The sequence below is a fragment of the Oscillospiraceae bacterium MB08-C2-2 genome (assembly GCA_035621215.1).
Taxonomy (GTDB): Bacteria; Bacillota; Clostridia; order Oscillospirales; family Ruminococcaceae; genus WRAV01.
Map to the genome: position 1 here is coordinate 2,736,114 of CP141729.1, position 25,883 is coordinate 2,761,996.

A 25,883-nucleotide genomic window follows, 5' to 3' on the forward strand; every position below is an offset into this window, starting at 1 on the left:
CATTGCTATTGTGCGCGGCCCTGCCCCCAATATTTGCGATCGAGACTGCGGTATTGAATGGCCTCGGAGATATGCGTGGTGTCAATGGTATCGCTGGCATCCAAATCGGCGATGGTTCGGGCGGTTTTCATAATCCGGTCATAGCCTCTTGCAGAAAGCCCCAGCCTTTCAAAAGCCGTTTTAAGCAGGCCGGAGGCCGCTGGGGTCATGGTGCAGTACCGCTGAAGCAGAGCCGGTGTCAGGGCGGCGTTGGAGGTTATGCCATCCTCCGCATAGCGGGCATTCTGGCGTTCTTTAGCCGCAATCACACGACTGCGCAGGGTGGCGGAATCCTCGCCCCCACGCCGAGAGGTGATTTGCTCGTATTTTACAGGCAGAACTTCCACATGCAGATCAATCCGATCCAGCAGGGGGCCGGAGATTTTGCCCAGATAGCGGGAGATAGCGGCGGGGGCACAGGTGCATTCCCGTTCAGGGTGGCCGAAATAGCCGCAGGGGCAGGGGTTCATGGCCCCCACCAGCATAAAGCGACTGGGGTATGTGATGCGGTGGCGTACCCGTGAAATGGTGATTTCTCCATCCTCCAAAGGCTGACGCAAAGTTTCCAGAGAAGCTTTAGGGAATTCCGGCAGCTCGTCCAAAAATAAAACACCGTGATGGGCGAGAGAGATATCGCCGGGTTTTGGAGAAGGGCCTCCGCCGGTGAGCGCCGCTCCCGATACAGAATGGTGTGGTGAGCGGAAAGGGCGGCTTGTCATCAAAGAAGCACCAGGCCCCAGCAAGCCGGAGACAGAATGCAGCTTGGTAATTTCAATGGCTTCTTCCCGAGTCATAGGTGGCAGAATGGAGGGGAGGCGCTTAGCCAGCATACTCTTGCCGGTACCGGGAGGCCCGATAAACAACAGGTTATGACCGCCTGCCGCTGCAATTTCCATGGCTCTTTTAGCCTGTTCCTGCCCCTTGACCTCCCGCAGATCGGGTAAAGGAGGCCCCGGGGGAGGTGGGGTATGCTCGATTTGAGCGACACTTTCCAGTGGGCTTTGGCCTGTGAGAAAAGTGAGCACCTCCCGCACATGGCTTGCCGCCAGCACCGGTATATCGGTGACCACCGCCGCCTCAGCGGCATTCTGCCGGGGAATAATCACCCTTTCGGCGCCTAAAGAGCCGGCATCCAGCACCATGGGCAAAACACCGTCAATGCCCCGGATTTCCCCGCTGAGGCTGATTTCCCCCAAGACAGCGGTTTTGCCAAAATCAAAGTGCTCGTAGCCGCTGGCGGAAATAAGCGCCAGCAAAATGGGCAAATCATAAATGGAGCCCTGCTTGCGCAAATCGGCGGGGGCCAGATTGGCCACGATTTTAGCACTGGGGAAGGGATACCCCAGATTTTGAAGAGCCGATTTTACCCGATCCCGGGATTCGCGGACTGTTGCATCGGGCAGGCCTACAATATCGAAGGCGGGCAGACCCTTGCGGGAATCCACCTCCACCGAGACCAGATAAGGCTGGATTCCTGTAAGCCCCAGACTGAGCACCGATGCATACATGCTGTCAGCTCCTTTTAGTCGACCGGATTCCGGCCTTTCTGTCATTTTCCATTATACAAAATTTGAGGGACATTTACAACCGGCCCACCCCAGTCATTGACAAACAATTCCATTAAATAGTATTATTAAATGGTATAATAGAAGTCAGTTTCAAAAGCTCAGGCAAAGGCTTTGCGGGCAAGCTCAATCGGCTCTTGGAGCAAAAAAATTAAACGTTTAACCAGATGGTTGCGATAGAAACAGGAAGGAGTTCAGGCTTATGACCGTGCAGGAACTTTATGAACAATGGCTATCCCATGTTGGGCAGGAGGAAAAACAGGAGCTGCTCTCCATTGCGGAAAATCAAGAGGAAATCAGCGATCGGTTTTACCGGGGCTTGGAATTCGGCACAGGCGGTATGCGGGGTGTCTTAGGCATCGGCAGCAATCGAATGAATATTTATACCGTAGGCAGAGCAACCCAAGGCTTTGCCAATTATCTCAAAAAACGCTGCGAGGGGCAGCCCTCCATTGCCATTGCTTATGACAGCCGCAATAAATCCCGGCTGTTTGCAGAGGTAACAGCCTGTGTGATGGCGGCCAACGGCATTACAGCGCATATTTATGAGGAGCTGATGCCCACTCCCTCTCTTTCCTACGCTGTTCGTGAGCTGGGCTGTGATGCCGGTGTGGTGGTCACTGCCAGCCACAATCCTGCTCGATACAACGGCTACAAGGCTTATGGAAGCGATGGCTCCCAGATTCCCCCCGAAACGGCGGATGAGGTCTTGGCCGAGATGGAAAAAACCGACTACTTTGCCGAGGTTAAAAAGCTGGATTTTCAGCAGGGGTTGGATCAGGGCCTGATTCACTGGATACCTCAGTCTCTCATCGACCAGTATATTGACCGGGTTATGCAGGAATCGGTTACCCCCGGAATCTGCAAGGATGCGGGCCTTAAAGTGGTTTATACCCCTCTCAATGGTGCAGGAAACCGTTGTGTGCGCCGCGTGCTGGAAAAAGCCGGTGTGGAGCATGTGACAGTGGTGCCCGAGCAGGAGCTGCCGGACGGCAACTTCCCCACCTGCCCTTATCCCAACCCGGAGATTCCGCAGGCCTTGGAGCTGGCTTTGGCCTTGTGCCGTAAGGAAGAAGCTGACCTGTTGCTGGCCACCGATCCGGATTGCGACCGGGTGGCGGTTTCGGTGCGGGATAGCGGGCAGTACTATTCCATTTCCGGCAATGAAATGGGTGTGCTTCTGTTGGATTACATCTGCAAGGCAAGGCTGGCCAAGGGCACAATGCCCCAAAACCCCGTAGCGGTCAAATCCATTGTATCCACCCGTCTGGCGCAGGCTGTGGCGGAAAAATACGGCGTAGCTATGGTCAATGTGCTCACCGGCTTTAAGTTTGTGGGCGAGGTCATTCTAGGGCTGGAACGCTTGGGCGAGGAGCAGCGGTTCATCTTTGGCTTTGAGGAAAGCTGCGGCTATCTTTCCGGCGGCTATGTCCGGGATAAGGATGCGGTCAACGCCTCACTTCTGGCCGTGGAGATGGCAGCCTATTATAAGAGGGAAGGCTTGACCCTGTGGCAGGTGCTGAATGGTATCTTTGCTGAGCTTGGCTTTTACCGCAACACGGTTAAGAGCTATGAGTTTGAGGGCGAGGACGGTATGCACCGTATGTCCGGCATGATGACCTCCTTGCGGCAGTCGCCTCCGCAGGAAATTGGCGGCAGCTCCGTGGTGGCAGTCAGCGATTATTTCACCTCTTTGCGCCGGGAAAACGGCGGGGAAACCCCCATTGATCTGCCCAAATCCAATGTGCTGGAATACCAGCTGGCCGATGGATGCACCGTGATTGTGCGCCCATCCGGCACTGAGCCGAAAATAAAAATTTACTATTCCTTTGTGGCCGACAGCCCCGATAAGCTGGATGCACTGGAGACTGTCTATGTGAAAAGCGGTGCCGGTTTGCTGGGTGTATGAACCTTTTTATTGTTTTCTCCAAGAAAAATACTTGCGTTTTTTGCCTTGTTGTGCTATAATCTTGCTGTTATATAGTTTTTGCGACTTGAAAGAGGTGAAGATAGATGAAAGAGGGAATTCATCCCAACTATAAAGCAACCACTGTTACATGCCATTGTGGTAATGTGATTGAAACAGGTTCAACCCGTGAAGATATCCGTGTTGAAATTTGTTCCAAGTGCCACCCCTTCTTTACAGGACGGCAAAAACTGGTGGACACCGGCGGCCGTGTGGATCGTTTCAAGAAACGCTTCAACTTGGACAAGTAATTCTGGTGTATTCTTCCAACAAAAACGAGAAGGCGGCGTTCGCAAGAACGGCGCCTTTTAGGTTATCGGGTTAACCGTAAGATATGGAAGAAAACCTTAATGCTTTGGGGCTGGCAGACAGAAGGAGGCCAACTGTGGAGGAATATACAACCATTTCGGCGGAGGCTGTCACCGAGTTTACAGAGCGCCGCTCCCGGTTTATCGGGGCGATTGCGCCGGTTTCCACCCCGGAGGAGGCCATGGCCTACATTGCCTCTAAAAAGGAAGCCTACTGGGATGCCAGCCACAACTGCTCCGCCTATGTTTTGCGCCAGGGGCAGCTTCGTCGTTATTCCGATGATGGCGAGCCCCAAGGAACGGCAGGCATTCCCATTCTGGATGTGCTCCAAAAGGCGGGGCTTACCGATGTGGTGGCTGTGGTCACCCGGTATTTCGGGGGCATTTTGCTGGGAGCGGGGGGCCTTGTCCGGGCTTATTCCCAAGGAGCCTCGCAGGCTGTGGCGGCCGCAGAGTGGCTGACTATGACCCCAGCGGCTGTGGTGGAAATGTCCATGGATTATTCCCTGTATGGCAAGGTCTCTTACCTGCTGCCCCAATTGGAGGCTTCTGTTCTAGCCTCGGATTTTGGCGAAAGAGTGCGTTTGGAGGCGGTGATCCGCAAGGAGCGGCTTTCTTCGCTGGAAAAGCAGCTCAGTGAGGTATCCGCAGGGGTGATCGTGCCTCGGCTTATCGAAACTCGTTACCACGATTTTGGTTGAGAATGCTGAAAAATGGCTGAAATGGAAGAAGAATTATACTAAAAGTGAGAAATTTTTATTTCAGGCAGGGATTTGCTTTTTTCTGCCGTATAATAGTATAGATAGAATCAGCATGGACTTTTAAACTGTATGGGCCTGAAAACCGGTATTTCTCCGGGAATACAGCTCAGAATCCGTGGTTTTGCTGTCTGTGGACTTGCTGTTTTGAACTGACAATGATTTTTTATGATACAGCTTCTTTGCCTGATCAAAAAGGCAGGGAATGAAATGCAGGATTTTTCCGTATACATAGTGAGGCCATTCTTTTCCAAATTCGGCATGCCGTCCGCCGTAAGGGCGGCAGCAGCCCCTTGAGCGGAGCGCCCAACAGGGCAGCTTTTCGGCGGGGCAAACGGAGCTTATACAATGACAGTGCGCCAGCAAACCGAAGCCATTGAAGCCCAAACCCTGCGCCCGACAGCGGCTTTTTCCGCCCAGACCCGGGGACGGGAGATTCCGGATGCGCCTTGCCCCATCCGCACCGAATACCAGCGGGACCGGGACCGGATCACCCACTGCAAGAGCTTTCGCAGGCTGATGAACAAAACCCAAGTCTTTCTTTCTCCCGAGGGCGATCATTACCGCACCCGCCTGACCCACACACTGGAGGTTACCCAGATTGCCCGCACCGTTGCTCGGGCCCTGCGCCTCAACGAGGATTTGGTGGAGGCCATTGCCTTGGGTCATGATCTGGGGCATACCCCCTTCGGTCACGCCGGGGAGGAGGCTCTGGGTCAGGTTTGCCCCCACGGCTACCGCCACAGCGTTCAAAGTGTTCGGGTGGTGGAGGTTCTGGAAAACGAGGGAAGGGGCCTTAACCTGACTTGGGAGGTGCGCAACGGCATCGCCTGCCACTCCAGCGGCTATGAGGCCGAAACCTTGGAAGGCCGGGTGGTGCGGTATGCGGATAAAATCGCTTACATGAACCACGACATTGACGATGCTATTCGGGCGGGGGTTCTGCGGGATGAGGATATTCCGTGGGATGTGCGCTATGTGGTGGGGCGAACCCGCTCCCAGCGCATCACCGCCTTTGTCACCGCTCTTATCGAGAACAGCGGCGACGATAAAATTGCCATGGATGCTGTTCACCAGCAGGCTTATGACAACCTGCGGGCCTTTCTGTTTCAGGCGGTGTATACCAACCCGGAGGCCAAATCCGAGGAGGGCAAGGCAAAGGGGATTGTGCGCCAGCTTTACCAATATTTTGTGGAGCACAGCGACCAGCTTCCCCCTGAATACCGCACCATTCTGGAAAAAGAAGGGGTCCACCGGGGCGTGTGCGATTATATTTCCGGCATGAGCGACCGGTATTGCGTGACTCTGTATGAGAAGCTGTTTATTCCCCGCTCTTGGAGCATTTAGGGGCTTTGCCCCTTTCGTCGGGCGTAGGCAGGATAAAGCCGCTCGCTTCCCACACGATGGCGTTGCTCTTGTTCTTATGGGCAACCGATACAAATTTAGCGGCCCCAACCCGAATCGGAGGTGACCCGGCATGATTCCCGACAGCTTTTTGGAGGAACTGAAATACCACAGCGATCTGGAGCAGGTGATCGGCTCCTATCTTGTCTTAAAGCGGCGGGGGCGCAATCTGGTGGGTCTTTGCCCTTTTCATTCCGAAAAGACCCCCTCCTTTACGGTTTATCCCGAGAACCAATCCTATTACTGCTTTGGTTGCGGGGCGGGTGGCGATGTGATCACCTTTGTCCGGCAGGTTGAAAGTCTGGAATACATAGAGGCTGTACGCTTCTTGGCACAGAGAGCCGGGCTTGCCATGCCCGAGGATGTGGCGGAGGATAAAACCGCCAAGCTGAAAACCCGCATACTGGAGATGAACCGGGAGGCCGCCCGCTTTTTTCACCAGTGCTTGACTGCACCGGCAGGGCGGCTGGCTCTGGAGTATCTTACCGGCCGGGGGCTGACAGGGAAAACCATCAAGAACTTCGGGCTGGGCTTTGCTCCCGAAGGCTGGGATACTCTGCGGGGTCACCTACAGCAGAAGGGCTTTACCCAGCAGGAAATGCTGGCAGCTGCTCTTGTTGCACAGGGGCGCAATGGCGGCACCTACGATAGCTTTCGGAGCCGGGTGATGTTCCCCATTATTGATCTGCGGGGCAATGTGATTGGCTTTGGAGGCCGCACCATGGGGGAAAAGGGGCCAAAATACCTGAATTCCTCCGATACGCCGGTGTTCAAAAAAAGCAACAACCTGTATGCGCTGAACTTTGCCAAGGCTACCAAGGCGGATACCCTGATTTTGGCAGAAGGCTATATGGATGTGATTGCCATCCATCAGGGGGGCTTTAACAACGCCGTGGCCACACTGGGAACCTCGCTCACCGAGCAGCAGTCCCGCCTGATTTCCCAATATGTGAAAAAGGTGGTGATCGCCTATGACAGTGACGGTGCCGGTCAGGCCGCTACCCGGCGTGCCATCAATCTCTTTGATAAAACCGATGTATCCGTTTCGGTGCTGGAAATGCAGGGGGCCAAAGACCCGGATGAATACCTGAAAAAATTTGGCCCCGAGCGCTTTGGTATGTTGATAGCAGGCGGAAAAGGCGCTGTGCGCTTTGAAATCGATAAGCTGCGCCGGCAGCATGATCTTGAAATGCCGGAGCAAAAGGTAGCCTTCTTAAATGAATTTTGCAAGCTGATGGCCGGAATGGGCAATCCTTTGCAGCGGGAGGTTTACATTGGAGAGATTGCCCGGGAGCTGGAAATTCCCCGGGAACAGCTCGCTTTGACCACCGCTAATATCATAAAAAAGCGGCAAAAAGCTGCTGCGAGAAAAGATTCACATAATTTGCGGGTTTATGCACAGGATAAGACAGGTATAAAAGCAAATCCACAGCGCAGCCGCAACCTGAGCCATGCTGTGGCAGAAGATAAGCTGATTACCCTTTTGCTTAAAAATCCCGATTATTTTCAGTATGTATCCACCCGGTTGACTCCGGAGGCTTTTATTACCCAGGAAAACCGGCAGGTGTATGAGCTGCTTGCGGCTCGGGCGGCGCGAAGCCAGCCTTTGGAGCTGATTTATCTTTCCGGCGGGCTGGATGCCGGGCAGATGGCGAGACTTTCACAGTTGCTGACGTCAGCGGCCTCCATGCGGTTCACCCGTGATGAGGCAGACGATTATATAAATGTATTGCTGGAACAAAAGAAGTTGAAAACCACAGATGAGGTAGCGCAAATGGATGATCGACAGCTGCAGGACTACATAACCTCTCTGACGGCTAAGAAGAAATAGGGGGAGTATTATTTTGGCAGCACAAGAAAAGAAACAGCGTCTTATTGATGACCTGGTTGAGCAGGGAAAAGCCAAGGGGAAGCTGACAACCAAGGAAATCAACGATGTTCTCGAAGAGCTTGAGTTCGATATGGAGCAGATTGACCGGCTCTATGATACTCTGGAAAACCTGAACATTGATGTTGTGGAAAACCTGGCCCAAACCGATGCCGACCTGAACATTTCCATTGTCGTCAACGAGGATTTGGAATCGGCTCTTTCCGCCGAAGGCATTAACATCGATGACCCGGTTAAGGTTTATCTGAAAGAGATCGGCAGAGTGCCTCTGCTCACCCCGGATGAAGAGGTTGAGCTGGCTACCCGGATGGATGCCGGTGATCCTCATGCCAGAAAGCGCCTCTCCGAAGCCAACCTGCGTCTGGTGGTCAGCATCGCCAAGCGTTATGTGGGCCGTGGGATGCAGTTTTTGGATTTGATTCAAGAGGGCAATTTAGGTCTGATCAAGGCCGTTGAAAAATTTGACCATACCAAGGGCTTTAAATTTTCCACCTATGCCACCTGGTGGATTCGGCAGGCCATTACCCGTGCCATTGCCGATCAGGCCAGAACCATTCGTATTCCGGTGCACATGGTGGAAACCATTAACAAGGTTAAAAAGGTCAGCTCCCAGCTTCTCCACAAAAACGGCCATGAGCCCACGGCCGAAGAGATCAGCATGGAGCTGGATATGCCGGTTGAAAAGGTGCGGGAGATCATGCGTATTTCCCAGGAGCCTGTATCGCTGGAAACGCCTATCGGTGAAGAAGAAGACAGCCATTTGGGAGATTTTATCCCCGATGATGATGCTCCCGCTCCGGCAGAGGCCGCTTCTCACACTCTTTTGAGAGAGCAGTTGGGTGAGGTTCTTTCCACTCTCACCGACCGTGAGGAAAAAGTGCTTCGACTGCGCTTTGGCTTGGAGGATGGCCGCAGCCGTACTTTGGAAGAAGTCGGCAAGGAATTTAGCGTTACCAGAGAGCGTATTCGCCAGATCGAGGCCAAGGCTCTGCGTAAGCTTCGCCACCCCAGCCGGTCCAAAAAGCTGAAAGATTTTCTAGAATAAATCTTGCTTTTTCAGTAAAAAACAGCTTGCTTATTTGTAAATAACGCAGAAATTTTTTACCTTCGGCCCTTGTGGCTTGGATGACCCATCCTATTTAGGATGGGTTTTTTGCTTGCCAAATTTGCAGAAAAAGGCCTTTTGTGTTTATAGGCATGAAAAGTAAGTCGGGGATTATCAAAATGTATATGACCATTTCTATTTGGAATGAATGAGGCGAATTATGTCGAAAAACCGCATAATTAAGCTAAAAATTGCCTATATCCCCCTTCTTGACAATGAATTTATAAATGAGTATAATAAAAAAGATGCGGGTACATATATAGACTAAATTTGTGGCTTAATTATCATCTTTTATTGAGGCAGTATATGGGAGTTTGCCCATAGAAAAAAGCGATTTGCTTTTTTCTTCATTTTTTGGATGTTTGCCCACTGGCTCATTCCATGTTTTAATATATAGAAAGGTTGGTGTTATGCATATTTCTTTGGAGACTGACTATGCTGTGCGTATTGTGGATTGCCTTGCCCGCAGCGGTCAGCGTATGGGAGCCAAAGCCATATCTGAAAAGACCTGTGTAACCCTCCGATTTTCTCTGAAAATTTTGCGTAAGCTGGTAGCCAGCGGCATTGTGTGTTCCTTCAAAGGAGCGCGGGGCGGTTACGAAATCGGGAAAGAGCTGAACCAAATCAGCATTCATGATATATTTGAGACCATCGAAGGGCCCTATATCCTGAATCGCTGTATGCTTTCAGAGCATTGCTGCACTCGGGTGCCCGATAAAGAATGCCCTTATCACAACTTGTATGAAACGCTTTCATTGGAGATGCGAGCCAAGCTGAAAGCAGTCACCATGGCAGATATTATGGCAATTTACGCCGGGAGGGCGGAGCAAAAGGCTTTGCGGTAAAACGCAGAGCCTTTTGTTTTTTTATGCTTATGTGTTTTAGCTGGCTATATAATGCCCGCTGAGCAATTCAAAAACGCAACATGATCAATGTTTTGACAGTATTTCTGGATTGTTCAGGCGCAAGGCTTTTCGCCGAAAACGGTAAAGAAACCTTACACAATGGATTTGCGGCGTATGTCCGCAAATCCATTTAGGAGGTCATCTCATGAATCTGAAACGGCGAAACGCATTTGCTCATTGAATGTTATATACCTTTTTGAACCTGAATTGCCAACACAGTGATATCGTCCTCCCGGCCATCGGTACGGCGCATTTTGGCTGTGTTGGCCAGCTTTTCGCAAAGGCGCTGGACATCCATTTTCAAGTTGGCTTCCAGCTCGGAGGCAATCCATTCTACTCCGGTGGTGATCACCCCATCCGACATCATGATTACAAGGTCATTTTCTTTGAGCATGCTGATGCTTTTTTCAAAGGCCACACCCCGCAGAATTCCCACCGGCAGAGAGGAAGATTCCAAATAGGTGGCCTTTCCGTTTTTCACAACAAAGGTGGGAGCGGCTCCGGCCTTATAAAACTCCGCCCGGCCGGTATAAAGATCCAGCGTGGTGATGTCAATGGTGGCCAAGGTTTCCTCACCGGATTTGATAAGCAAAGCGGAGTTCACCATTTTCAGGGCCGCTTCGTGGCTGATGCCCACCGAGAGCAGCTTGGAAAGAAGCTCAGCGGTCATGGTGGAATCCACGGCTGCACTGCCGCCGCTCCCCATCCCATCGGAGATAATGAAATGGGAGCGCCCGCCCCGGTTGCGGATGTAATCATAGGCATCCCCGCACAGGCGGTTGCCGCCGTTGGAGATTTGATAGGCCCCCAAAGCGACGGTGTAGGTGGCTTTTTCTGTAAAGGTGAGAGTACAGAGCTTATCCCGCACGCTGACAGTGGGCATGTCCAATTCCGCTTCCAACATAGTGCATAAATCCAGAGCCGCCTTGGTTTTATTCAGCTTGGATTCCTGATAAGCGGGAATCACCACCTCCACGGTCAGCCGCTCAAATTCATTTTCATAGCAGAGGGTGCTGCTGGGGGGAGCCCCCATCTTTTCAAAATAATCCCGGACCCGCTGGGTCTTTTTTTCGTTTTGCAGCTTCATACCGGCCAGCTCGGCGGCAATTTCTTCCACCATCATGGCGATGCCTTCAAATTGATCGGTAACCACCGAACGTACCTTGGCTACTTTAGCCTGAGTGCCTTCTCTGGCCACATATTCGGTGAACTGGGTATTCAGCTCGGTGACAAAGGATTCCAGCTTACAGCAGGTCTCGGTAAAGTATTTGGGAATGCTTTCTTTATCCAGTGTACCTTGTATTTTGAGAAGAGAGGCGCATTCATCCAGTGCGGCCATGGTTTCGGTCTGCTGATACTGCCAGCATTTTGCCTTTAACCCGCAACGCCTGCAAACCCGATCCGCCACCTTGGTATAAACGCTGCTCAGGCTGCCGGTTTCCATTTGCTCCAGCTTTTGCGAAACCTGCCGGGTGGTGGAGCAAATCTCCTTGAGTGCTTGGGAGACATCCCCCAGCTTATCCTGAACCGCCTTTTGGGTCAGGCTTACATTGGGGCAGGCAGCGCTGGAGAAATTGTGCAGCCGCAGCTTTGCCATCAAAAATCCGGGAATAGCCACATACAGTACAGAGGCCACCAGAATCTCAAACAATACCGTGTAAATATCAGTATAGGGCTTGGTCATAATGGCGATAATGGCGTTGATGAGAATGAAAGCGCCTGCCACAGCCATGCGGCCTATACCGGAAAACACCCCGGCAATCAGCCCGCCAAAGCCATAGGAAGCCACCACATAGGAATAGTCTCCTCTGGTTAAACCCATAGCCACACCGGCTGTAATACCGGCAACAGCACCCGCGGCTTCGCCGCCGCACCAAGCGCAGATCAAAATCACCAGCACCGAAAGCACCCGGCCCACCGAAATATCGGAAATGGTCAGCCCCGAAAGGCCCATAACCACAATGGTGCAGCTGATAATCATACAGGAAAGTTCTGCCCGCCCGGCTCCGCCCAAACCGGCCTCAAAGGCCTGCCGGGTACGAGAGAAGAAATAAGCCGCCCCTGTTGCCAAAAAAATCTCAGCCAGAGAAACCATAACCTGATAAATGGTGGAATCACTGGCCAGCATAACAGCGGCGGAGGAAATGCCCAGCGCTGTCAGTGTGGAAACTGTGGCAAAAACAGTGGAGCTGTCGGAGATTTTTCGTTTGCCGAACAACAATTTAATAGCCAGCACAATCATAATACCGGTTACATACTTGATGTTGGTGATCTCACCCAAAGTAAAAACATAACCCAAAATCGCGCCCAACCCGGCCCCAGCCGCAGCCCCTCCTCCTACAGCGGCACAAAAGGCCACCCCAAAGGGAGCCACTGTACCGAACAAGAAAGAGTTGGCCATTACATATCCGAGCAAGGCGCTGCCGGCCAGCCGAATAAGAGGGCGGTTTGCCTCAAGACTACGGCTCAGCCGGTTTGCCGGTGAGATTCTGACAGCTTCGCTTCTGTTTTGCATATTGGTTCCCTCCCAGAAAATATACTCACAGTATATCCACTCAAGGTGGGAAAGAATGTCGAAGCCAATCCTATTTTTTGAATTCAGGGATTTTTTGTAAAAGAAAAATCCCTGTCTCCAGTGTCAGCTGCATAGGAGGCAGGGATTAAAAAGCTGATTTTATACGGTCAGCAGAGCCGAATTGTGGCGGGAATAGTGAAAAATATACTGCTGGGCGATTCCGGCGACTGGGAGAGCAAATTCCGGAAGCCCCTGTGGGAACAGGCTGGCCATAGCCCGCTTCATCCACACATCCATGGGCACGCATTCAATGCGGCCAAGGCCGTAAAGCAGCACACAATCCGCCACCTTTGGCCCGATACCGTGTACTGTCATCAGAGACTGCCGGGCCTCATCCAGCGGGGCAGTATACAAAGGCTCCAGCACCAGCTCACCTTTGGCTACCTTCTGGGCAGCATCCAAAAGGTATTTTGCCCGGAATCCACTGCGCAGAGGAGCAAGGCTTTCGATGGTCTGCTCGGCCAGCATCTGGGCTGTAGGAAAGGCAAAGCCGCCCTCAATAGGCTCCCCAAACAGTTCACACAGGCGGGCCACAATTCCTTTGATTCGCTTGATGTTGTTGTTCTGGCTGATGATAAAGCAGCAAAGAGCCTCCCATGGCTCCTGCCGCAGCACACGGATACCCGGTGCGAAAGTTACCGTCCGCTCCAGAGTTTCATCTTGGGAAAAGGCTTCTTTTAAGGCCCCGTAATCCCGGCGCAGATCAAAATAATCCTCCCACACGGTTTCAAAGGTCATGGGGGTGGTATCGTGCAGAATCAGCTGGTCGCCCTCATGGGTAAGCCGCAGAAAATGCCCCCGGGCAATGCCTTGCCAACTACTTTCGCCGGCTGGTTCCCACCGAAAGGCCTGCCCGCAATCCAATGTTTCGGGAAGGGTGAAATGCCGAATGCCTTCCACAACAAGATCGGAGCCAACTGTATGTATACCCTGATAATCCATGAGGTCTCCTTTAATCAAATAAGTGTAATCCTGATTGAAAAAGGGAGAGAATCATGCAGATTCCCTCCCTTTGGCATATGGTGATCGCTCAAAATGTCAATCCAAATCGTCGGGCCAGTTTTGGAAGGTCGGTGTGCCGTTGTCATTGGGCTTGTTTTCCGCTGAATCACCGGAGCTATCCATAAAATCGGATCCTTGTGTGTGCAGTATACAGGAACCGGGGATGTGGGAGCTGCGGTACCATCCCGAGGCGGTGGTGGGGCAGTTGGGAGTAGCCAAATCGCCCGAAACGGTGCAGTAGGTGCGGGATACAACCTCAGGGCTGTCCGGGAAAGAGACAGGCTCAAGCCCTTCGTGGAGAGGCTGCATAATACTCTTGAAAATAACCGGCGGCGGATAGGAATAATAGCCGATGGTGCCGTTGTTGTTTTCTTTGGACTGCTTATCGTAGCCCAGCCATACCTGACAGACATAGTAGGGCGAAAATCCAATAAACCATTGGTCAACATCGCCGGTGGAGGTACCGGTTTTACCGCCGGTGGGCATATTATTGAGCTGTGCTGCCCGTCCGGTTCCCAGCTCAGCACCGGTTACCCGCTGGAGCAGCCGGTTCATAACCACAGAGGTATCCTCCGAAAGCACCTGGCGGGGAATGGTGTCGGTTTCCAAAATAATGCGGCCCTCGGAATCCTCCACGCGGGTATATAGGTAGGGTGCGGTGAATTTGCCGCCGTTAATGAACATCTGATAGCCGCCCGCCATTTCCAGGGGGGTTACACCGTAGGTCATACCGCCCAGAGCCATAGGGCTTAGATCAATATCCGAAAGAATCCTGTTTCCACTGGTGACCTGATCCACCAGACTGTAAAAATTCAAATCGTTTTTTAGGAAACTAAAGACCACCTTGGGGGTCAGAGCATCCACCAGCTTGACCGAAACGGTGTTGGTGGAGCGGCGCAGGGCTTCATCAATGGTCATAGGCCCCAGATAGGAGTTGTAATAGTTGCTGGGCCACGGCTTGCCGTTAAGCTCCTTAAAGGGAGTGTCATCAATGATGGTGGACCAAGTAACACGGTTATACTCAATGGAAAGACCATAACCGGCCAACGGCTTGATGGAGGAACCGGGATGCCGCAAAGATTGAGTGGCACGGTTGAGAACACGAGCACCCTCTTTATCGCCAATGCCGCCCACCAAGGCCAGAACCTTGCCGTTGGGGTCGGTGATGACAGCGGCGGACTGCGGATAATCCTGCCCCCAATCCTGATTTTTCAGGCGAGGGAAGTTTTCCTCTGTGGAATAGAACTCCTCCAAATGCTTTTGTATATCCATATCAACCGTGGTGTAAATGCGGTAACCGCCCTGATAAAGCTGCTGGGTAGCGTAGCTTTTGGTGTAGCCACGTTTTTCCACCAAATCCGCAATCACCTGATTGACAACTTCATCCACAAAGTAGCTCTGGATGTGCTGAATGTTTTCAAAATGCTCCTTGCCTTTAAAATCAAGGGTTTGAGCCACAGCCTGATCATGCTCTTGCTGTGTAATTTTGCCCTGCTCCAGCATTTCCGCCAGAATATGCTCCTGACGTTCCTTGTTGTTCTCAGGATAAATGAAGGGATCGTATTTTCCTGGGAACTGGGTAATGCCGATAATAGCGGCACTTTCCGCCAGAGTCAACTCAGAAGCAGATTTATCAAAATAAAGGTTGGCCGCCGATTCAATGCCGTTGGTGCCATTGCCGAAGGGCACAACATTCAGGTATGCCTCCAGAATCTGCTCCCGGGAATACCGCTGGCTCAGATTAAGAGCCCGAAAAATTTCCCGAACCTTTCGGTCAATACGGACATCGTTATCACCGGTGACATTCTTGATCAGCTGCTGGGTGATGGTGGAACCGCCCTGATTGGTGGAATATATGGGTATGAACTGATTCACAAAAGCACCGGCGGTGCGTTTCCAATCCACGCCGTTGTGCGTTTCAAAACGCTGATCCTCAATGGAAATAAGAGCATCCCGGGTGTATTTGGTGATCCCATCATAAGGCACCCAGATGCGGTTCTCCTGATAATAAAGGCGCTGGAGCTCCTCTGGCTGACCAGTTTCCTTGTTATCATAATACATGATGGAAGTATAGCCCAGTTCCAAGGCCTCCAGGCTGATTTCATCATCCGACCCAATGTATTTAAGAATATAAACGGTCATAATGCAGGCAACAATACATCCGGTGATCACGCAGACCATAATAAAGGTAGCCAATATCCGGCCAATAGCACCGAAAAAGCCTCCGATCACACCAAAGGGTGTCACCTCTGGCTTGGGAGTCCTTCCTTTGGGATGGCCTAATGGTTCATGCATAAAGAGGTTCCCCTCCTTTCAACTTAGCATAATATGTGTAGTAAGGTCTATTTTCAAACCAAGAAATTCAGCTTTTCTGCTGAAAAAGCCGATTTCTCCGCAAAACAAACCAAGGGGTGCAGGGAAGAACAGGTTCCCCGGCTAAGCCCCCAGTTTTGGCGGAGTAGAAAACAATCTAATGGGCGAAGGCTGCAAACTGCCACGAATTGGGGGCCAAAAATGCGCCTATATCCCTACACAGCGGCAAATTTCTTCTGCCCTGCGAATTATTATAGCACACATTTCACCGGAAAGCGCTACATTTATTATTAAAAATTATGAATTTGAGGCTTTTGGCAGAATATTACTCCGGGAATCCGTCAAAATTATACGTAACGGCAACGACTCACCAATGAGGCGGCTGCAGCGGCCTTGAAGGAGATGACAATATGGATAGTCGGTTTATATGGACAGCGGCGGCTATGATCGCTGTTACCGGCATTTCGGTGGTGCTGGTTAATCTTACCTCGGAAAGAAGCCCCATTGCTTCCACCGAGCCGATTTCTCATGTAGAGATTCCGGCGGATCAGCCCTCGGTGGCAAAAGAAAAGCCTCAGGAGCCGGAACGGTATATGCTCAAGGCTTATCAGGGGCGCATCGGCGTGTTTATAATCGGCCGGGAAGAGCCGGAGATGGTGCTGGATGTATATGTGAAGTTCTTACCGGAATACGATCGGGGGCAGCTGGAGCAGGGCGTAGAGGCTCGGGATACCACCCAGCTGGCGGCCTTGATCGAGGATTACAGCAGCTGAAATGTTTTTGATCTCTCCGCACCGGCCTTGCTTACAGGCTGCTGCGGAGATGTTTTTTTGTGGGGAACTTCACCATTTTGTAATACTCCTTAACCAAAATGAACTGGATTGGCAGGCTGGGGGATGCTATACTGATTTTAATAAAAAAATGACAGTGTGAGGTATTGCATCCGATGAATTTCAGTTTTGTCCACAATAATATCAATGTTTTTGATCTTGAGAGAAGCGTTGCGTTTTACAAAGAAGCTCTTGGGCTTGTGGAAGCCAGAAGAAAGGTTGCCGAAGATGGCAGCTTTGTGCTGGTTTATCTGGAGGATGGCAAAACCGGCCACCAGTTGGAGCTGACTTGGCTCAAGGATCGGGCCGACCCTTATAATTTGGGGGATAACGAAATTCATATGGCGTTTGTTACAGCTGATTACGAGGAAGCCCACAAGCATCATGCCGAGATGGATTGCATCTGTTATGAAAACACGAAAATGGGCCTTTATTTTATCTGTGATCCCGATGGTTACTGGATTGAGATTATTCCGGTGAGATAGAGAAAGTCTTTTCACCTTTCCGGGTTGTTGCCGGCTGAAATTATCATTAAAATTTCCTTGCTTTTGAGCCTGAGGCAGAGTGGTATGCCTCAGGCTCAAGCTGTTTTTTGGGGGGCCGGCGCACTGGGGGATGCAGCGAACGCAGACATTTCGACGGAAAAATCTTCCAGTTATTGTGCAAAGGGATGATCCTTTTGGCTGGCTCTTGCTCAAGAGCCAAAGATTGTGGCATAATGGAACTATTATAGCATACGTTACTAGGAGAAACTTCTTATTCCTGGTCAGCAGGATTCTCAGGCAAATGGATAATCTCAGGAAAGTAAACGGAGGTCTGATCATGGTAACCGAGTATTTTGCAAATGGTTCTGCCCCCATCGGGGGGAAGGAAATTCCTTTTGAAAAGCGCCTCGTTCTAAACCGTTTTTACCTGTATGTTCCCCATTCTTTTCAGGAGGATCGGGGTATTATATCCAATTACTGCTATATGTACAGCGTCGATAAAAGCCCTTTAGGCATTGCTCTCAAATACACCCAAGGGCTCAGTGCATTAAAGCGCCAAAAGCTGGCGGTTAATTTTTTGGCTAAGGAAGCGGCTAAAGGTGTGGATACAGCAGGTGAAAATGTCTTGTATGGCGAATCCCAGACACTGGGTGTCTTTGCGGATATCTATTCTTTGCGATTTATAATCAATATGGAAAATGGTGTGGTAACCGGCTGCTTCAATTGTGAGGCCGCTTATGCTTCCCATTGGAAAGAAGCGGTTTTGCAGGCTTTGCAGGGTGTTGAAGAGGTGTAAGCCTTTGCGGGCTTGGCTCAAACTACCGTGCGGTCTGGGAAATTGAAGGCTGTATGATGCGAAAAAGCGGAATCCCAAGGTCAAGTGACCCGAGGATTCCGCTTTTTTAATATGGCAAGTGTGACAGACCTAAGAACCTATGCCGCTGTCCTTATCTGTGATGGTGTGAGATTAATCCTGGTATTTTTTGAGAATATCGGCAATATCACCGGGCTGCAAGCGGCCGTATACATCTTCGTTAACGGTCAGCACGGGGGCCAAGCCACAAGCGCCGATGCAGCGGCAGGCTTCCAAAGAAAACTTACCGTCTGCGGTGCATTCGCCGCCGGCGATTTCAAGAGCTTTGCCCAGCTCTTCAAAGATTTCGCCTGCGCCTTTAACATAGCAGGCGGTTCCCAAGCAAACCGAAACCTTGTATTTGCCCTTGGGGTTAAGTGAGAACTGAGAATAGAAGGTAGCAACGCCATAAACCTCTTCCAGAGGCAGGCTCAGCTCTTCTGCCACCATACGCTGAACCTCAATGGGTAGATAGCCATAAATATGCTGTGCCTTTTGCAGGGCGGGCATTAAAGCTCCTGGAATGCTTTTGAGATCGCGCAAGGCTGCTTTTAATTCCTGCTCCTGCTCGGCAGTGCCCACAAAAGGCAAGGTAGTTTTCTTGTTAGCCATGTCGAAAAATCCCCCTACTATAATCAACAGACAAAATGTCTCGTTGTGAATCTAAGTATAGCTAAAGAAAAGCAAATATATTATAACAAATACATCTGTAAAAAGCCAGTGGTTTGCCCATGAAAATCCCTCCAATATTTTGGTGATTTGCACCAATCCCCAAAATTCGACAAAATTAAAATCCCCCGCAGGCAAGGGGCTTTGTATTGCACTTGCCGGGATTGTCCAGTATAATAGGGAAAGTAGATTACCGTAAGAGGAGGAAGACAGCCTCATGGCTAAAGAATTGAGCAAGCTTTATGACCCGGGTCAGGTCGAGGATAAGACCTACCGGTTTTGGTTGGAGGGCGGGTATTTTCACAGCACCCCCCATCCGGATAAAAAGCCTTATACCATTGTGATCCCGCCGCCCAACATCACCGGGCAGCTCCATATGGGGCATGCTTTGGATAATGCCCTGCAGGATGTCCTGATTCGCTGGCGGCGGATGCAGGGCTTTGAGGCACTGTGGATTCCCGGCACCGACCACGCCTCCATTGCCACCGAGGCCAAGATTGTGGAAGCCATGAAGGCCGAAGGCGTAACCAAGGATGATTTGGGCCGTGATGGCTTTCTGGAGCGGGCATGGCAGTGGAAAGAAACCTACGGCAACCGCATCATTGAGCAGCTGAAAAAGCTGGGCAGCTCCTGCGATTGGGAAAGAGAACGCTTCACTCTGGATGAGGGCTGCTCCAAGGCGGTTAACGAGGTGTTCAACCGGCTGTATGAAAAAGGCTTGATTTACCGTGGCGAGCGCATCATCAACTGGTGCCCCCACTGCCTGACCTCCATTTCGGATGCCGAGGTGGAATACGAAGAGCAGGGCGGTTCCTTCTGGAATATCCGCTATCCGCTGGCCGATGGCAGCGGCTATCTGGAGGTTGCCACCACCCGCCCCGAGACGCTGCTGGGCGATACCGCTGTTGCCGTGCATCCCGATGATGAGCGCTACAATCACCTGATCGGCAAAATGCTCAAGCTGCCTCTCACCGACCGGGAAATCCCCATTATCGCCGATACCTATGTGGAGATGGATTTCGGAACCGGCTGTGTTAAGATTACCCCGGCTCACGACCCCAACGACTTTGAGGTGGGCCTGCGCCATGATCTGCCCATTATTAATGTAATGAACCCCAACGCCACCATGAACGAAAAGGCCGGGAAATACGCCGGTATGGATCGCTTTGCCGCCCGCAAGGCCATGGTCAAGGAGCTGGAGGAGCAGGGCCTGTTGGTTTCGGTGAAAGAGCATATCCACAATGTGGGCACCTGCTACCGCTGCCGTTCCACTGTGGAGCCGAGGGTTTCTCTCCAGTGGTTTGTCAAGATGGATCCGCTGGCCAAGCCAGCCATTGAGGCGGTGCGCAACGGTGAAACCAAGTTTATCCCCGAGCGTTTTGAAAAGATTTATTACCACTGGATGGAAAACATCAAGGATTGGTGTATTTCCCGCCAGCTTTGGTGGGGGCACCGCATCCCGGCTTATTACTGCGATGCCTGCGGTGAGGTAACTGTTGCCCGTGAGGAAGTAACCACCTGCCCCAAATGCGGCAGCAATCATATGACCCAAGACCCCGATACACTGGATACTTGGTTCTCCTCTGCCCTGTGGCCTTTTTCCACCTTGGGCTGGCCGGATAAAACCCCTGAGCTGGATTATTACTACCCCACCAGCACACTGGTTACCGGCTATGACATCATCTTTTTCTGGGTGGCCCGCATGATCTTCTCCGGTGTGGAGCAGATGGGCGAGGTTCCCTTTGATACGGTGTTCATCCACGGTATTGTCCGGGATGCACAGGGCAGGAAGATGTCCAAATCCTTGGGCAACGGCATTGACCCGCTGGAGGTTATCAGCGAATACGGCGCCGATGCTCTGCGCTTTACTCTCGCCACCGGAACCTCCCCCGGCAATGATATGCGCTTCATGGAGGATAAGGTCAAGGCCAGCCGGAACTTTGCCAACAAAATCTGGAACGCTGCCCGGTATGTTATGATGAACCTGACCCCCGAGGCTCTCGGCGGCGATCTGCCCCAGGAGCTGCGCCCCGAGGATAAATGGATTCTCAGCCAGTATAACCGCTTGGCTGCGCAGGTTACCCAGAATTTGGAGAAATTCGAGCTGGGTGTGGCCGCTGCTAAGCTCTATGACTTTATCTGGAATGTGCTGTGCGATTGGTACATTGAGCTGACCAAGGCCCGCCTCTTTGAGGGCGGCGAAACGGCTCTCAACGCCCAGAAGGTGCTGATTTATGTGCTGGGCGGTACCCTCAAGCTGCTGCATCCCTTTATGCCTTTCCTCACCGAGGAAATCTGGCAGGCTCTTATGCCTCAGGGCGGCAGCATTATGGTGGCCAAATGGCCGGAGTTTCAAGAAGCTCTTAATTTTGCGCAGGAGGAAGAGGATTTCTCCCAGATTGTGGAGGCCATTCGGGCCATCCGCAACCGCCGTGCGGAGATGAATGTTCCCCCCAGCAAAAAGGCCAAGGTGTATATCGAAACCGAGCAGGGGACTGTTTTTGCCGCCGGTATTCCCTTCATTCAGAAGCTGGCTTCCGCCTCCGATGTGGAAATCGGTACCAAGTTTGAGCTGGAGGGGGCTGTTCAGGCCATCACCAACACCGCCCGCATCTTGATTCCTATGGAGGAGCTGGTGGATGCGGAAAAGGAAATTGCCCGCCTGAACAAGGAAAAAGAAACCATGCTCAAGGAAGTGGCGATGCTGGAAGGCAAGCTGGGCAACAAGGGCTTTGTGGATAAGGCTCCCCCCGCTGTTGTGCAAGGCGAACGGGAGAAGCTGGAACGAGCCAAAGAACGTTTGGCTATCGTTGAAGAAAGCTTGGCCGGGTTTAACAAATAGAATAGGCTTGCTTAGAGCGTCTGTATTTTCTTCGGAGAATACAGACGCTATCTTTTCTTTTAGAAAAAAGAAAAGATAGCAAAAGAAAACCGCTTTGGGTTTAGGCGGACAAAATCTCTTGTCTTTGCGCCCGATGGTGGTCATAACCTCACCCATTAACGAAACAGAAATTTTTGAGAGAACTGTAACGGATATAGCCAAGAAGCAAGCCTAAAAGTTACAGTTAACCCAAGTTCAGATCTGGGGGGTGCCAAGGGGGAGATCGGCGCTTGCATTTTCTGCGGAAAATCCAAAGGTGGCTTTTGCAAGCTCCAGCCACGAAGCGCCTCATGGGGGAACTAGTTCCCCCATGATCCCCCTCCAGCCTCCGGCGGGGATAAAACCATGGCTTTCTTTTTCTTAAAAGAAATGTAAGTGATTAGAGACAAGAGCCTCCTCTGGCGGCAGTCAGAGTATTTCTATCATTAGGCAAGCTTTTAGAAAAGATAGAGTTGGTTTTTCTTTGCTCCTTTCTTGTATCAAAAAGAAAGGAAGGACAAGCCCGACAGGTTGCGATAAAATTTTCAGGTAAAATCTTCTATCCTAATGGATAGGAGATTTATTTCTGGTAAAAATAGGTTCAGGGAATTCCAGAAAATAATAAGTTGGAGGAATTGAGGATATGTCGGTACGCATTTACATATCGGAAGAAACGGTAACCGCCTATCTCATGGGGGAAATCGACCATCATAGCGCCAAGGAGATTCGGGAGGAAATTGACCAGACAGTGCGCCGGGCTCATCCCGACCTGCTGGTGCTGGATTTCAGGGATGTCACCTTTATGGATTCTTCCGGCATCGGTCTGGTTATGGGCCGGTATTCCCTGATGCAGGAAATAGAGGGGCAGCTTCAGGTGGTCAGCCTTTCAGGCCACATCAAAAAGGTTATGAAGCTGGCGGGGCTGGATCGCTTATCGGTACTTGAAAATGGAGGGAAAAGCAAATGAAAACAGTGAATGAAATGAAGCTGACCTTTAAAAGCCGCAGTGTTAACGAAGGCTTTGCCCGTATGGCGGTGACCGCCTTTGTCGCTTCACTTGACCCAACGGTGGACGAGCTCACCGACATCAAAATGGCGGTATCCGAGGCGGTAACCAACTCCATTGTTCATGGGTATAGGGAAAGCATAGACAATATTTACATAACAGCCGCCATATATCCGGATAACACGGTTGTCATCAAAATAAAGGACAAGGGTTGCGGGATTGAGGATGTCAGCAAGGCCATGGAGCCTCTTTATACCACCTGCCAGACAGGCGAACGGGCCGGACTTGGCTTTGCCGTGATGCAGAGCCTTTGTGATAAGGTTCGAGTCACCTCCCGGCCGGGAAAGGGGACCACCGTTACCCTGCGGAAGAAAATCGCTTCCAGGGGAGTGAGCAATGAATAGCACCCAGATCAGCCGAGAACAGCAAATTGAAAACAACATCGGCCTTGTGCATTCCTGCGCCCAAAAGCTGCGGGGCCGTGGTATTGAATACGATGATCTTTTTCAGGCGGGCTGTATGGGGCTGGTCAAGGCGGCGGATGCCTTTGATTATGACCGTGGCGTCCGCTTTTCTACCTATGCCGTTCCGGTTATACTGGGGGAGATGCGCCGTCTTTTTCGGGATGGCGGCACTGTAAAGGTTAGCCGTACCCTCAAGGAGCTTTCCATGAAGGTAACCCGGGCAAGGGAGCATTTCAGCATCAAACATGGCCGGGAGCCTGCCCTCAGTGAGGTTGCCGAGATTTTGGGGGTGGAGGAGGCACAGGTGGTGGAAGCCATCAGTGCAGCGGCACCGCCTTTATCCCTGACCATCAGCGAAGAAGATGGCGGGGGGCAGATTGATTTGCCCATGGATTCACCGGAGGATATGCTTTCCGACCTGATTTCCCTCAAGCAGGTTATGGGTCAGCTGGAGCCGGATGATCGCAAGCTGGTCTATCTGCGGTATTTCGGGAACAAAACCCAAACCGAAACGGCCAAGGAGCTGGGGATGACACAGGTCCAGGTATCCAGGCGGGAAAAGAAGATTTTGGGCAGTCTGCGGGAGATGCTGCTCTGACCGGAGGAATTTTTCAGCTAAACCCGGTAAGTCCCCCAAATGAGACATAATTGTCCCCAAACCGGAATATGAATGGAGGGAAAAGCTATTTCCAGAGAGGTGACGATTTATGTTTTTGCTCTCCTTCCGGTTTTCTCGTAAAAAAATGCTGGTAACAGGTCTTGTGCTGTTGGTTGCTGCGGCTGCGGTTATAGGCGGGTTGGGAATCAAGGGTTCCCGAGATGCTCTGACAGTGGGCTCAGGCGAACTTTCTCAGCAGGCTAAGGTCACCACAAAGGCAAAGGATAACCAGCAGCGGGTGGATTTTATCTGCTCCTTCGGCTGGGAAATTGATTCTGAGCCCATGGAGGTTATGGAGGTCATCATTCCAGAAGAATTTGATGAAACCTATACCGCTTACAATTCCATGCAGATGACCCAAGGCTTTGATCTTTCCAAATTCAGCGGCAAACGTGTTAAGCGCTACAGCTATGCAGTTCTCAACTATCCCGGCGAGCCGGAGGTTCGGGTGAATCTGCTGGTATCCGGTGATAAGGTCATTGGCGGGGATGTCTGCTCCACCAGTCTGGATGGCTTTATGCATGGTTTTTCCATGACCGATTAGCAATTCAGACAATATACCGGTTTTAATCCAAGCTGTTTGGCGGGCCTAGGGGGCTTGTATCCAAACAGCTTTTTTGCGTTTGGTTACCTCTTGTCAAAAAAGCCGAAAAATGCTATATTGGAATCAAATGAAAAGGGTATTTTGCCGGATTTTGTTTAAGCTTGCAGGGTGCACTATAAATATATGCTGCAAAATGGATGATTCCCTATGCTTTTTGCTCCGGCAGGGCCTGACTCTATACGAGAAAGGCGGGATCACTTGAGGGAAAGACACTGGATTATGCTGCTGATTACCCTGCTGGTTTTTGCGGGGAATATTGTTTTGAGCAAAAGCCGAAAGCCTTTTTTAAATAAGCTGTATGGGTATACCTCTGCTCTTACGGGGTTAAGTGGCATCATTGGCCTTGCTTTGGTGCGGCCAGCTTTAAAGCGTCGGCTTAAAAAAGTGCAGGAAGAAGGAATCCTTGATGAGGATCGGGTTAACTGGCTGCTTGGGCGATTCAACCTTTTTGCCAAGTGCGTTTTGATTGTCATAGCAGTGGCCGCGTTGGTTCTGATTCTGCTGTTGCTTGTGAACCGCTTGCGCTATTCTCGCCGCTTTCATCGGGAATATACAGCGGTGGTGTGCTGGGTTATGCCTGGGTTGATTCTTTTAGCGCTGGGTTTCGGCTTTTTCTCGTTGGATAAGCGGTTTGATGTGGCCAGCTATATGCTGACCTATTCTTGGTTTGGAAACTTTGCCCTGTATATTTTGTTGGCCGCTAAATACCATGCAGGCCAGCTGGGGAAGAAGTGGTCTGAGCCTTCTGCTGAGGGGGAACAGCCCCAGCGCCGGTGAAGTCGCAATATAACAAAAATTTTCATATTGTGGAAAAAGGAGGCAGGTTATTGAAACCCGTTCGTCTGGATAAAGCCATTGCCGATCAGGGGCTGCTGAGCCGCCGTGAGGTTCGGGAACTGATTCGCAGGGGCGTGGTACGGGTCAATGGTGATTTGGTTTCGTCACCGGAATATCCTGTGGCCCAAGAGGATTGTGTTACGGTAGAGGGTCAGGAATTGATTATTCGCCGTTTTCTGTATTTGATGATGAATAAGCCTGCTGGCGTTCTTTCCGCCACCCGGGATCGAAACGCCTCCACTGTGGTGGATTTGGTTCCGCCTTCTCTGCGGCGCAAGGGGCTTTTTCCCGCTGGTCGCCTGGATAAAGATACCACCGGATTTGTTCTGCTCACCGATGATGGGGATTTCTCCCATAAGATTCTGTCGCCTAAAAGCCACATTCCCAAAACCTATCATGTACGGTTTGACTGCCCCATGCGCCCGGAGATGCCGGGGGCCTTTGCGGCCGGGCTGACTTTAGATGGAGGAGATGCTTGCCTCCCAGCCTCTATACGCCTGCTTGATCCTTCTGAGCCTACCGTGGCGGAGATTGTGATTCATCAGGGGCTTTATCATCAAATCAAACGAATGGCTGCGCAGTTTTCCCTTGGTGTGGTGGAGCTGCGCCGGGTGAAAATGGGTGAGCTTGCGTTGGATCAATCTTTAAAACCGGGAGAATGCCGGGAGATTACAGCCGCCGAACGCACTCTGCTCTTGCAGAAAGCTCCATTAATTTTCGAATGAAAAAAAGCCCTTTTGGGGAGTTCCCATATTTTACAAGATTGTTCTAGGCAAAATGTACAAAGAA

22 protein-coding genes are annotated in these 25,883 nt (G+C 51.3%); 17 read left to right on the forward strand and 5 right to left on the reverse strand.

Annotated elements, in window-relative coordinates:
- Nucleotides 1-5 precede the first annotated feature (5 nt).
- Entirely contained in the window at nt 6-1,547 is a 1,542-nt protein-coding gene (locus U6B65_12280; protein WRS27097.1) for a YifB family Mg chelatase-like AAA ATPase, read from the reverse strand.
- 259 nt (nt 1,548-1,806) lie between these two features.
- Between U6B65_12280 and U6B65_12285 the strand changes: the two genes are divergently transcribed.
- From U6B65_12285 to U6B65_12315, 7 genes are all read left to right on the forward strand, one after another.
- A complete protein-coding gene (locus U6B65_12285) occupies nt 1,807-3,513 on the forward strand; it encodes a phospho-sugar mutase (protein ID WRS27098.1) in 1,707 nt (568 codons plus the stop codon).
- Between the two features lie 104 nt (nt 3,514-3,617).
- Nucleotides 3,618-3,821, forward strand: coding sequence for a 50S ribosomal protein L31 (gene rpmE / locus U6B65_12290; protein WRS27099.1), 204 nt, complete (start codon nt 3,618-3,620; stop codon nt 3,819-3,821).
- Nucleotides 3,822-3,955: 134 nt separating this feature from the next.
- Complete coding sequence (locus tag U6B65_12295) at nt 3,956-4,579, forward strand: YigZ family protein (protein ID WRS27100.1); 624 nt, start codon at nt 3,956-3,958, stop codon at nt 4,577-4,579.
- Nucleotides 4,580-4,984: 405 nt separating this feature from the next.
- On the forward strand, nt 4,985-5,983 hold the full coding sequence (locus U6B65_12300) for a deoxyguanosinetriphosphate triphosphohydrolase (protein ID WRS27101.1): 999 nt from the start codon (nt 4,985-4,987) through the stop codon (nt 5,981-5,983).
- A gap of 130 nt (nt 5,984-6,113) precedes the next feature.
- Nucleotides 6,114-7,871 carry a DNA primase gene (dnaG, locus tag U6B65_12305; protein WRS27102.1) on the forward strand — a complete coding sequence of 586 codons (1,758 nt, stop codon included), beginning with the start codon at nt 6,114-6,116 and terminating at the stop codon, nt 7,869-7,871.
- 13 nt (nt 7,872-7,884) lie between these two features.
- The gene (gene rpoD, locus U6B65_12310) at nt 7,885-8,973 is read left to right on the forward strand and encodes an RNA polymerase sigma factor RpoD (protein WRS27103.1); all 1,089 of its coding nucleotides are present in this window, start codon (nt 7,885-7,887) and stop codon (nt 8,971-8,973) included.
- Between the two features lie 470 nt (nt 8,974-9,443).
- Nucleotides 9,444-9,878: an Rrf2 family transcriptional regulator gene (locus U6B65_12315; GenBank protein ID WRS27104.1), complete on the forward strand. Its 435-nt coding sequence runs from the start codon at nt 9,444-9,446 to the stop codon at nt 9,876-9,878.
- A gap of 244 nt (nt 9,879-10,122) precedes the next feature.
- On the opposite strand, the gene U6B65_12320 is transcribed toward U6B65_12315, so the two are convergent.
- The 3 genes from U6B65_12320 to U6B65_12330 form a co-directional block, all read right to left on the reverse strand.
- On the reverse strand, nt 10,123-12,453 hold the full coding sequence (locus tag U6B65_12320; protein ID WRS27105.1) for a SpoIIE family protein phosphatase: 2,331 nt from the start codon (nt 12,451-12,453) through the stop codon (nt 10,123-10,125).
- 159 nt (nt 12,454-12,612) lie between these two features.
- Entirely contained in the window at nt 12,613-13,455 is an 843-nt protein-coding gene (locus U6B65_12325) for a DNA glycosylase (protein ID WRS27106.1), read from the reverse strand.
- A 96-nt stretch (nt 13,456-13,551) separates the two neighbouring features.
- Nucleotides 13,552-15,810 (reverse strand): transglycosylase domain-containing protein, encoded by a 2,259-nt coding sequence (locus tag U6B65_12330; GenBank protein WRS27107.1) that lies wholly within the window; start codon nt 15,808-15,810, stop codon nt 13,552-13,554.
- 428 nt (nt 15,811-16,238) lie between these two features.
- On the opposite strand from U6B65_12330, the gene U6B65_12335 reads away from it, so the two are divergent.
- The 3 genes from U6B65_12335 (at nt 16,239) to U6B65_12345 (ending at nt 17,939) form a co-directional block, all read left to right on the forward strand.
- Entirely contained in the window at nt 16,239-16,601 is a 363-nt protein-coding gene (locus U6B65_12335) for a hypothetical protein (GenBank protein WRS27108.1), read from the forward strand.
- Nucleotides 16,602-16,774: 173 nt separating this feature from the next.
- On the forward strand, nt 16,775-17,143 hold the full coding sequence (locus U6B65_12340) for a VOC family protein (GenBank protein ID WRS27109.1): 369 nt from the start codon (nt 16,775-16,777) through the stop codon (nt 17,141-17,143).
- 301 nt (nt 17,144-17,444) lie between these two features.
- Nucleotides 17,445-17,939 (forward strand): hypothetical protein, encoded by a 495-nt coding sequence (locus tag U6B65_12345; protein WRS27110.1) that lies wholly within the window; start codon nt 17,445-17,447, stop codon nt 17,937-17,939.
- A 171-nt stretch (nt 17,940-18,110) separates the two neighbouring features.
- On the opposite strand, the gene U6B65_12350 is transcribed toward U6B65_12345, so the two are convergent.
- Nucleotides 18,111-18,608, reverse strand: coding sequence for an NAD(P)H-dependent oxidoreductase subunit E (locus U6B65_12350; GenBank protein ID WRS27111.1), 498 nt, complete (start codon nt 18,606-18,608; stop codon nt 18,111-18,113).
- Nucleotides 18,609-18,882: 274 nt separating this feature from the next.
- Here U6B65_12350 and U6B65_12355 point away from each other — a divergent pair, with 274 nt between their 5' ends.
- The 7 genes from U6B65_12355 to U6B65_12385 all read left to right on the forward strand — a co-directional run bounded on the left by U6B65_12355 (nt 18,883) and on the right by U6B65_12385 (nt 25,819).
- Complete coding sequence (locus U6B65_12355) at nt 18,883-21,507, forward strand: valine--tRNA ligase (GenBank protein WRS27112.1); 2,625 nt, start codon at nt 18,883-18,885, stop codon at nt 21,505-21,507.
- 661 nt (nt 21,508-22,168) lie between these two features.
- Nucleotides 22,169-22,492: an STAS domain-containing protein gene (locus tag U6B65_12360; GenBank protein ID WRS27113.1), complete on the forward strand. Its 324-nt coding sequence runs from the start codon at nt 22,169-22,171 to the stop codon at nt 22,490-22,492.
- Nucleotides 22,489-22,935, forward strand: coding sequence for an anti-sigma F factor (gene spoIIAB / locus U6B65_12365; protein ID WRS27114.1), 447 nt, complete (start codon nt 22,489-22,491; stop codon nt 22,933-22,935). The genes U6B65_12360 and spoIIAB overlap by 4 nt, the downstream gene beginning before the upstream one ends.
- Entirely contained in the window at nt 22,928-23,593 is a 666-nt protein-coding gene (locus tag U6B65_12370) for a sigma-70 family RNA polymerase sigma factor (protein WRS27115.1), read from the forward strand. The genes spoIIAB and U6B65_12370 overlap by 8 nt, the downstream gene beginning before the upstream one ends.
- 109 nt (nt 23,594-23,702) lie before the next feature.
- On the forward strand, nt 23,703-24,197 hold the full coding sequence (locus U6B65_12375; GenBank protein ID WRS27116.1) for a DUF4830 domain-containing protein: 495 nt from the start codon (nt 23,703-23,705) through the stop codon (nt 24,195-24,197).
- Nucleotides 24,198-24,455: 258 nt separating this feature from the next.
- Nucleotides 24,456-25,034 (forward strand): hypothetical protein, encoded by a 579-nt coding sequence (locus U6B65_12380; protein ID WRS27117.1) that lies wholly within the window; start codon nt 24,456-24,458, stop codon nt 25,032-25,034.
- Nucleotides 25,035-25,084: 50 nt separating this feature from the next.
- A complete protein-coding gene (locus U6B65_12385) occupies nt 25,085-25,819 on the forward strand; it encodes a pseudouridine synthase (GenBank protein ID WRS27118.1) in 735 nt (244 codons plus the stop codon).
- The last annotated feature ends 64 nt before the right edge of the window (nt 25,820-25,883 follow it).

Coding starts and splice junctions, on each gene's coding strand:
- U6B65_12280 (WRS27097.1), bottom strand. CDS start 1,547: ATGTATGCATCGGTGCTCAGTCTGGGGCTTACAGGAATCCAGCCTTAT.
- U6B65_12285 (WRS27098.1), top strand. CDS start 1,807: ATGACCGTGCAGGAACTTTATGAACAATGGCTATCCCATGTTGGGCAG.
- rpmE (WRS27099.1), top strand. CDS start 3,618: ATGAAAGAGGGAATTCATCCCAACTATAAAGCAACCACTGTTACATGC.
- U6B65_12300 (WRS27101.1), top strand. CDS start 4,985: ATGACAGTGCGCCAGCAAACCGAAGCCATTGAAGCCCAAACCCTGCGC.
- dnaG (WRS27102.1), top strand. CDS start 6,114: ATGATTCCCGACAGCTTTTTGGAGGAACTGAAATACCACAGCGATCTG.
- U6B65_12315 (WRS27104.1), top strand. CDS start 9,444: ATGCATATTTCTTTGGAGACTGACTATGCTGTGCGTATTGTGGATTGC.
- U6B65_12320 (WRS27105.1), bottom strand. CDS start 12,453: ATGCAAAACAGAAGCGAAGCTGTCAGAATCTCACCGGCAAACCGGCTG.
- U6B65_12325 (WRS27106.1), bottom strand. CDS start 13,455: ATGGATTATCAGGGTATACATACAGTTGGCTCCGATCTTGTTGTGGAA.
- U6B65_12330 (WRS27107.1), bottom strand. CDS start 15,810: ATGCATGAACCATTAGGCCATCCCAAAGGAAGGACTCCCAAGCCAGAG.
- U6B65_12335 (WRS27108.1), top strand. CDS start 16,239: ATGGATAGTCGGTTTATATGGACAGCGGCGGCTATGATCGCTGTTACC.
- U6B65_12340 (WRS27109.1), top strand. CDS start 16,775: ATGAATTTCAGTTTTGTCCACAATAATATCAATGTTTTTGATCTTGAG.
- U6B65_12345 (WRS27110.1), top strand. CDS start 17,445: ATGGATAATCTCAGGAAAGTAAACGGAGGTCTGATCATGGTAACCGAG.
- U6B65_12350 (WRS27111.1), bottom strand. CDS start 18,608: ATGGCTAACAAGAAAACTACCTTGCCTTTTGTGGGCACTGCCGAGCAG.
- U6B65_12355 (WRS27112.1), top strand. CDS start 18,883: ATGGCTAAAGAATTGAGCAAGCTTTATGACCCGGGTCAGGTCGAGGAT.
- U6B65_12360 (WRS27113.1), top strand. CDS start 22,169: ATGTCGGTACGCATTTACATATCGGAAGAAACGGTAACCGCCTATCTC.
- spoIIAB (WRS27114.1), top strand. CDS start 22,489: ATGAAAACAGTGAATGAAATGAAGCTGACCTTTAAAAGCCGCAGTGTT.
- U6B65_12370 (WRS27115.1), top strand. CDS start 22,928: ATGAATAGCACCCAGATCAGCCGAGAACAGCAAATTGAAAACAACATC.
- U6B65_12375 (WRS27116.1), top strand. CDS start 23,703: ATGTTTTTGCTCTCCTTCCGGTTTTCTCGTAAAAAAATGCTGGTAACA.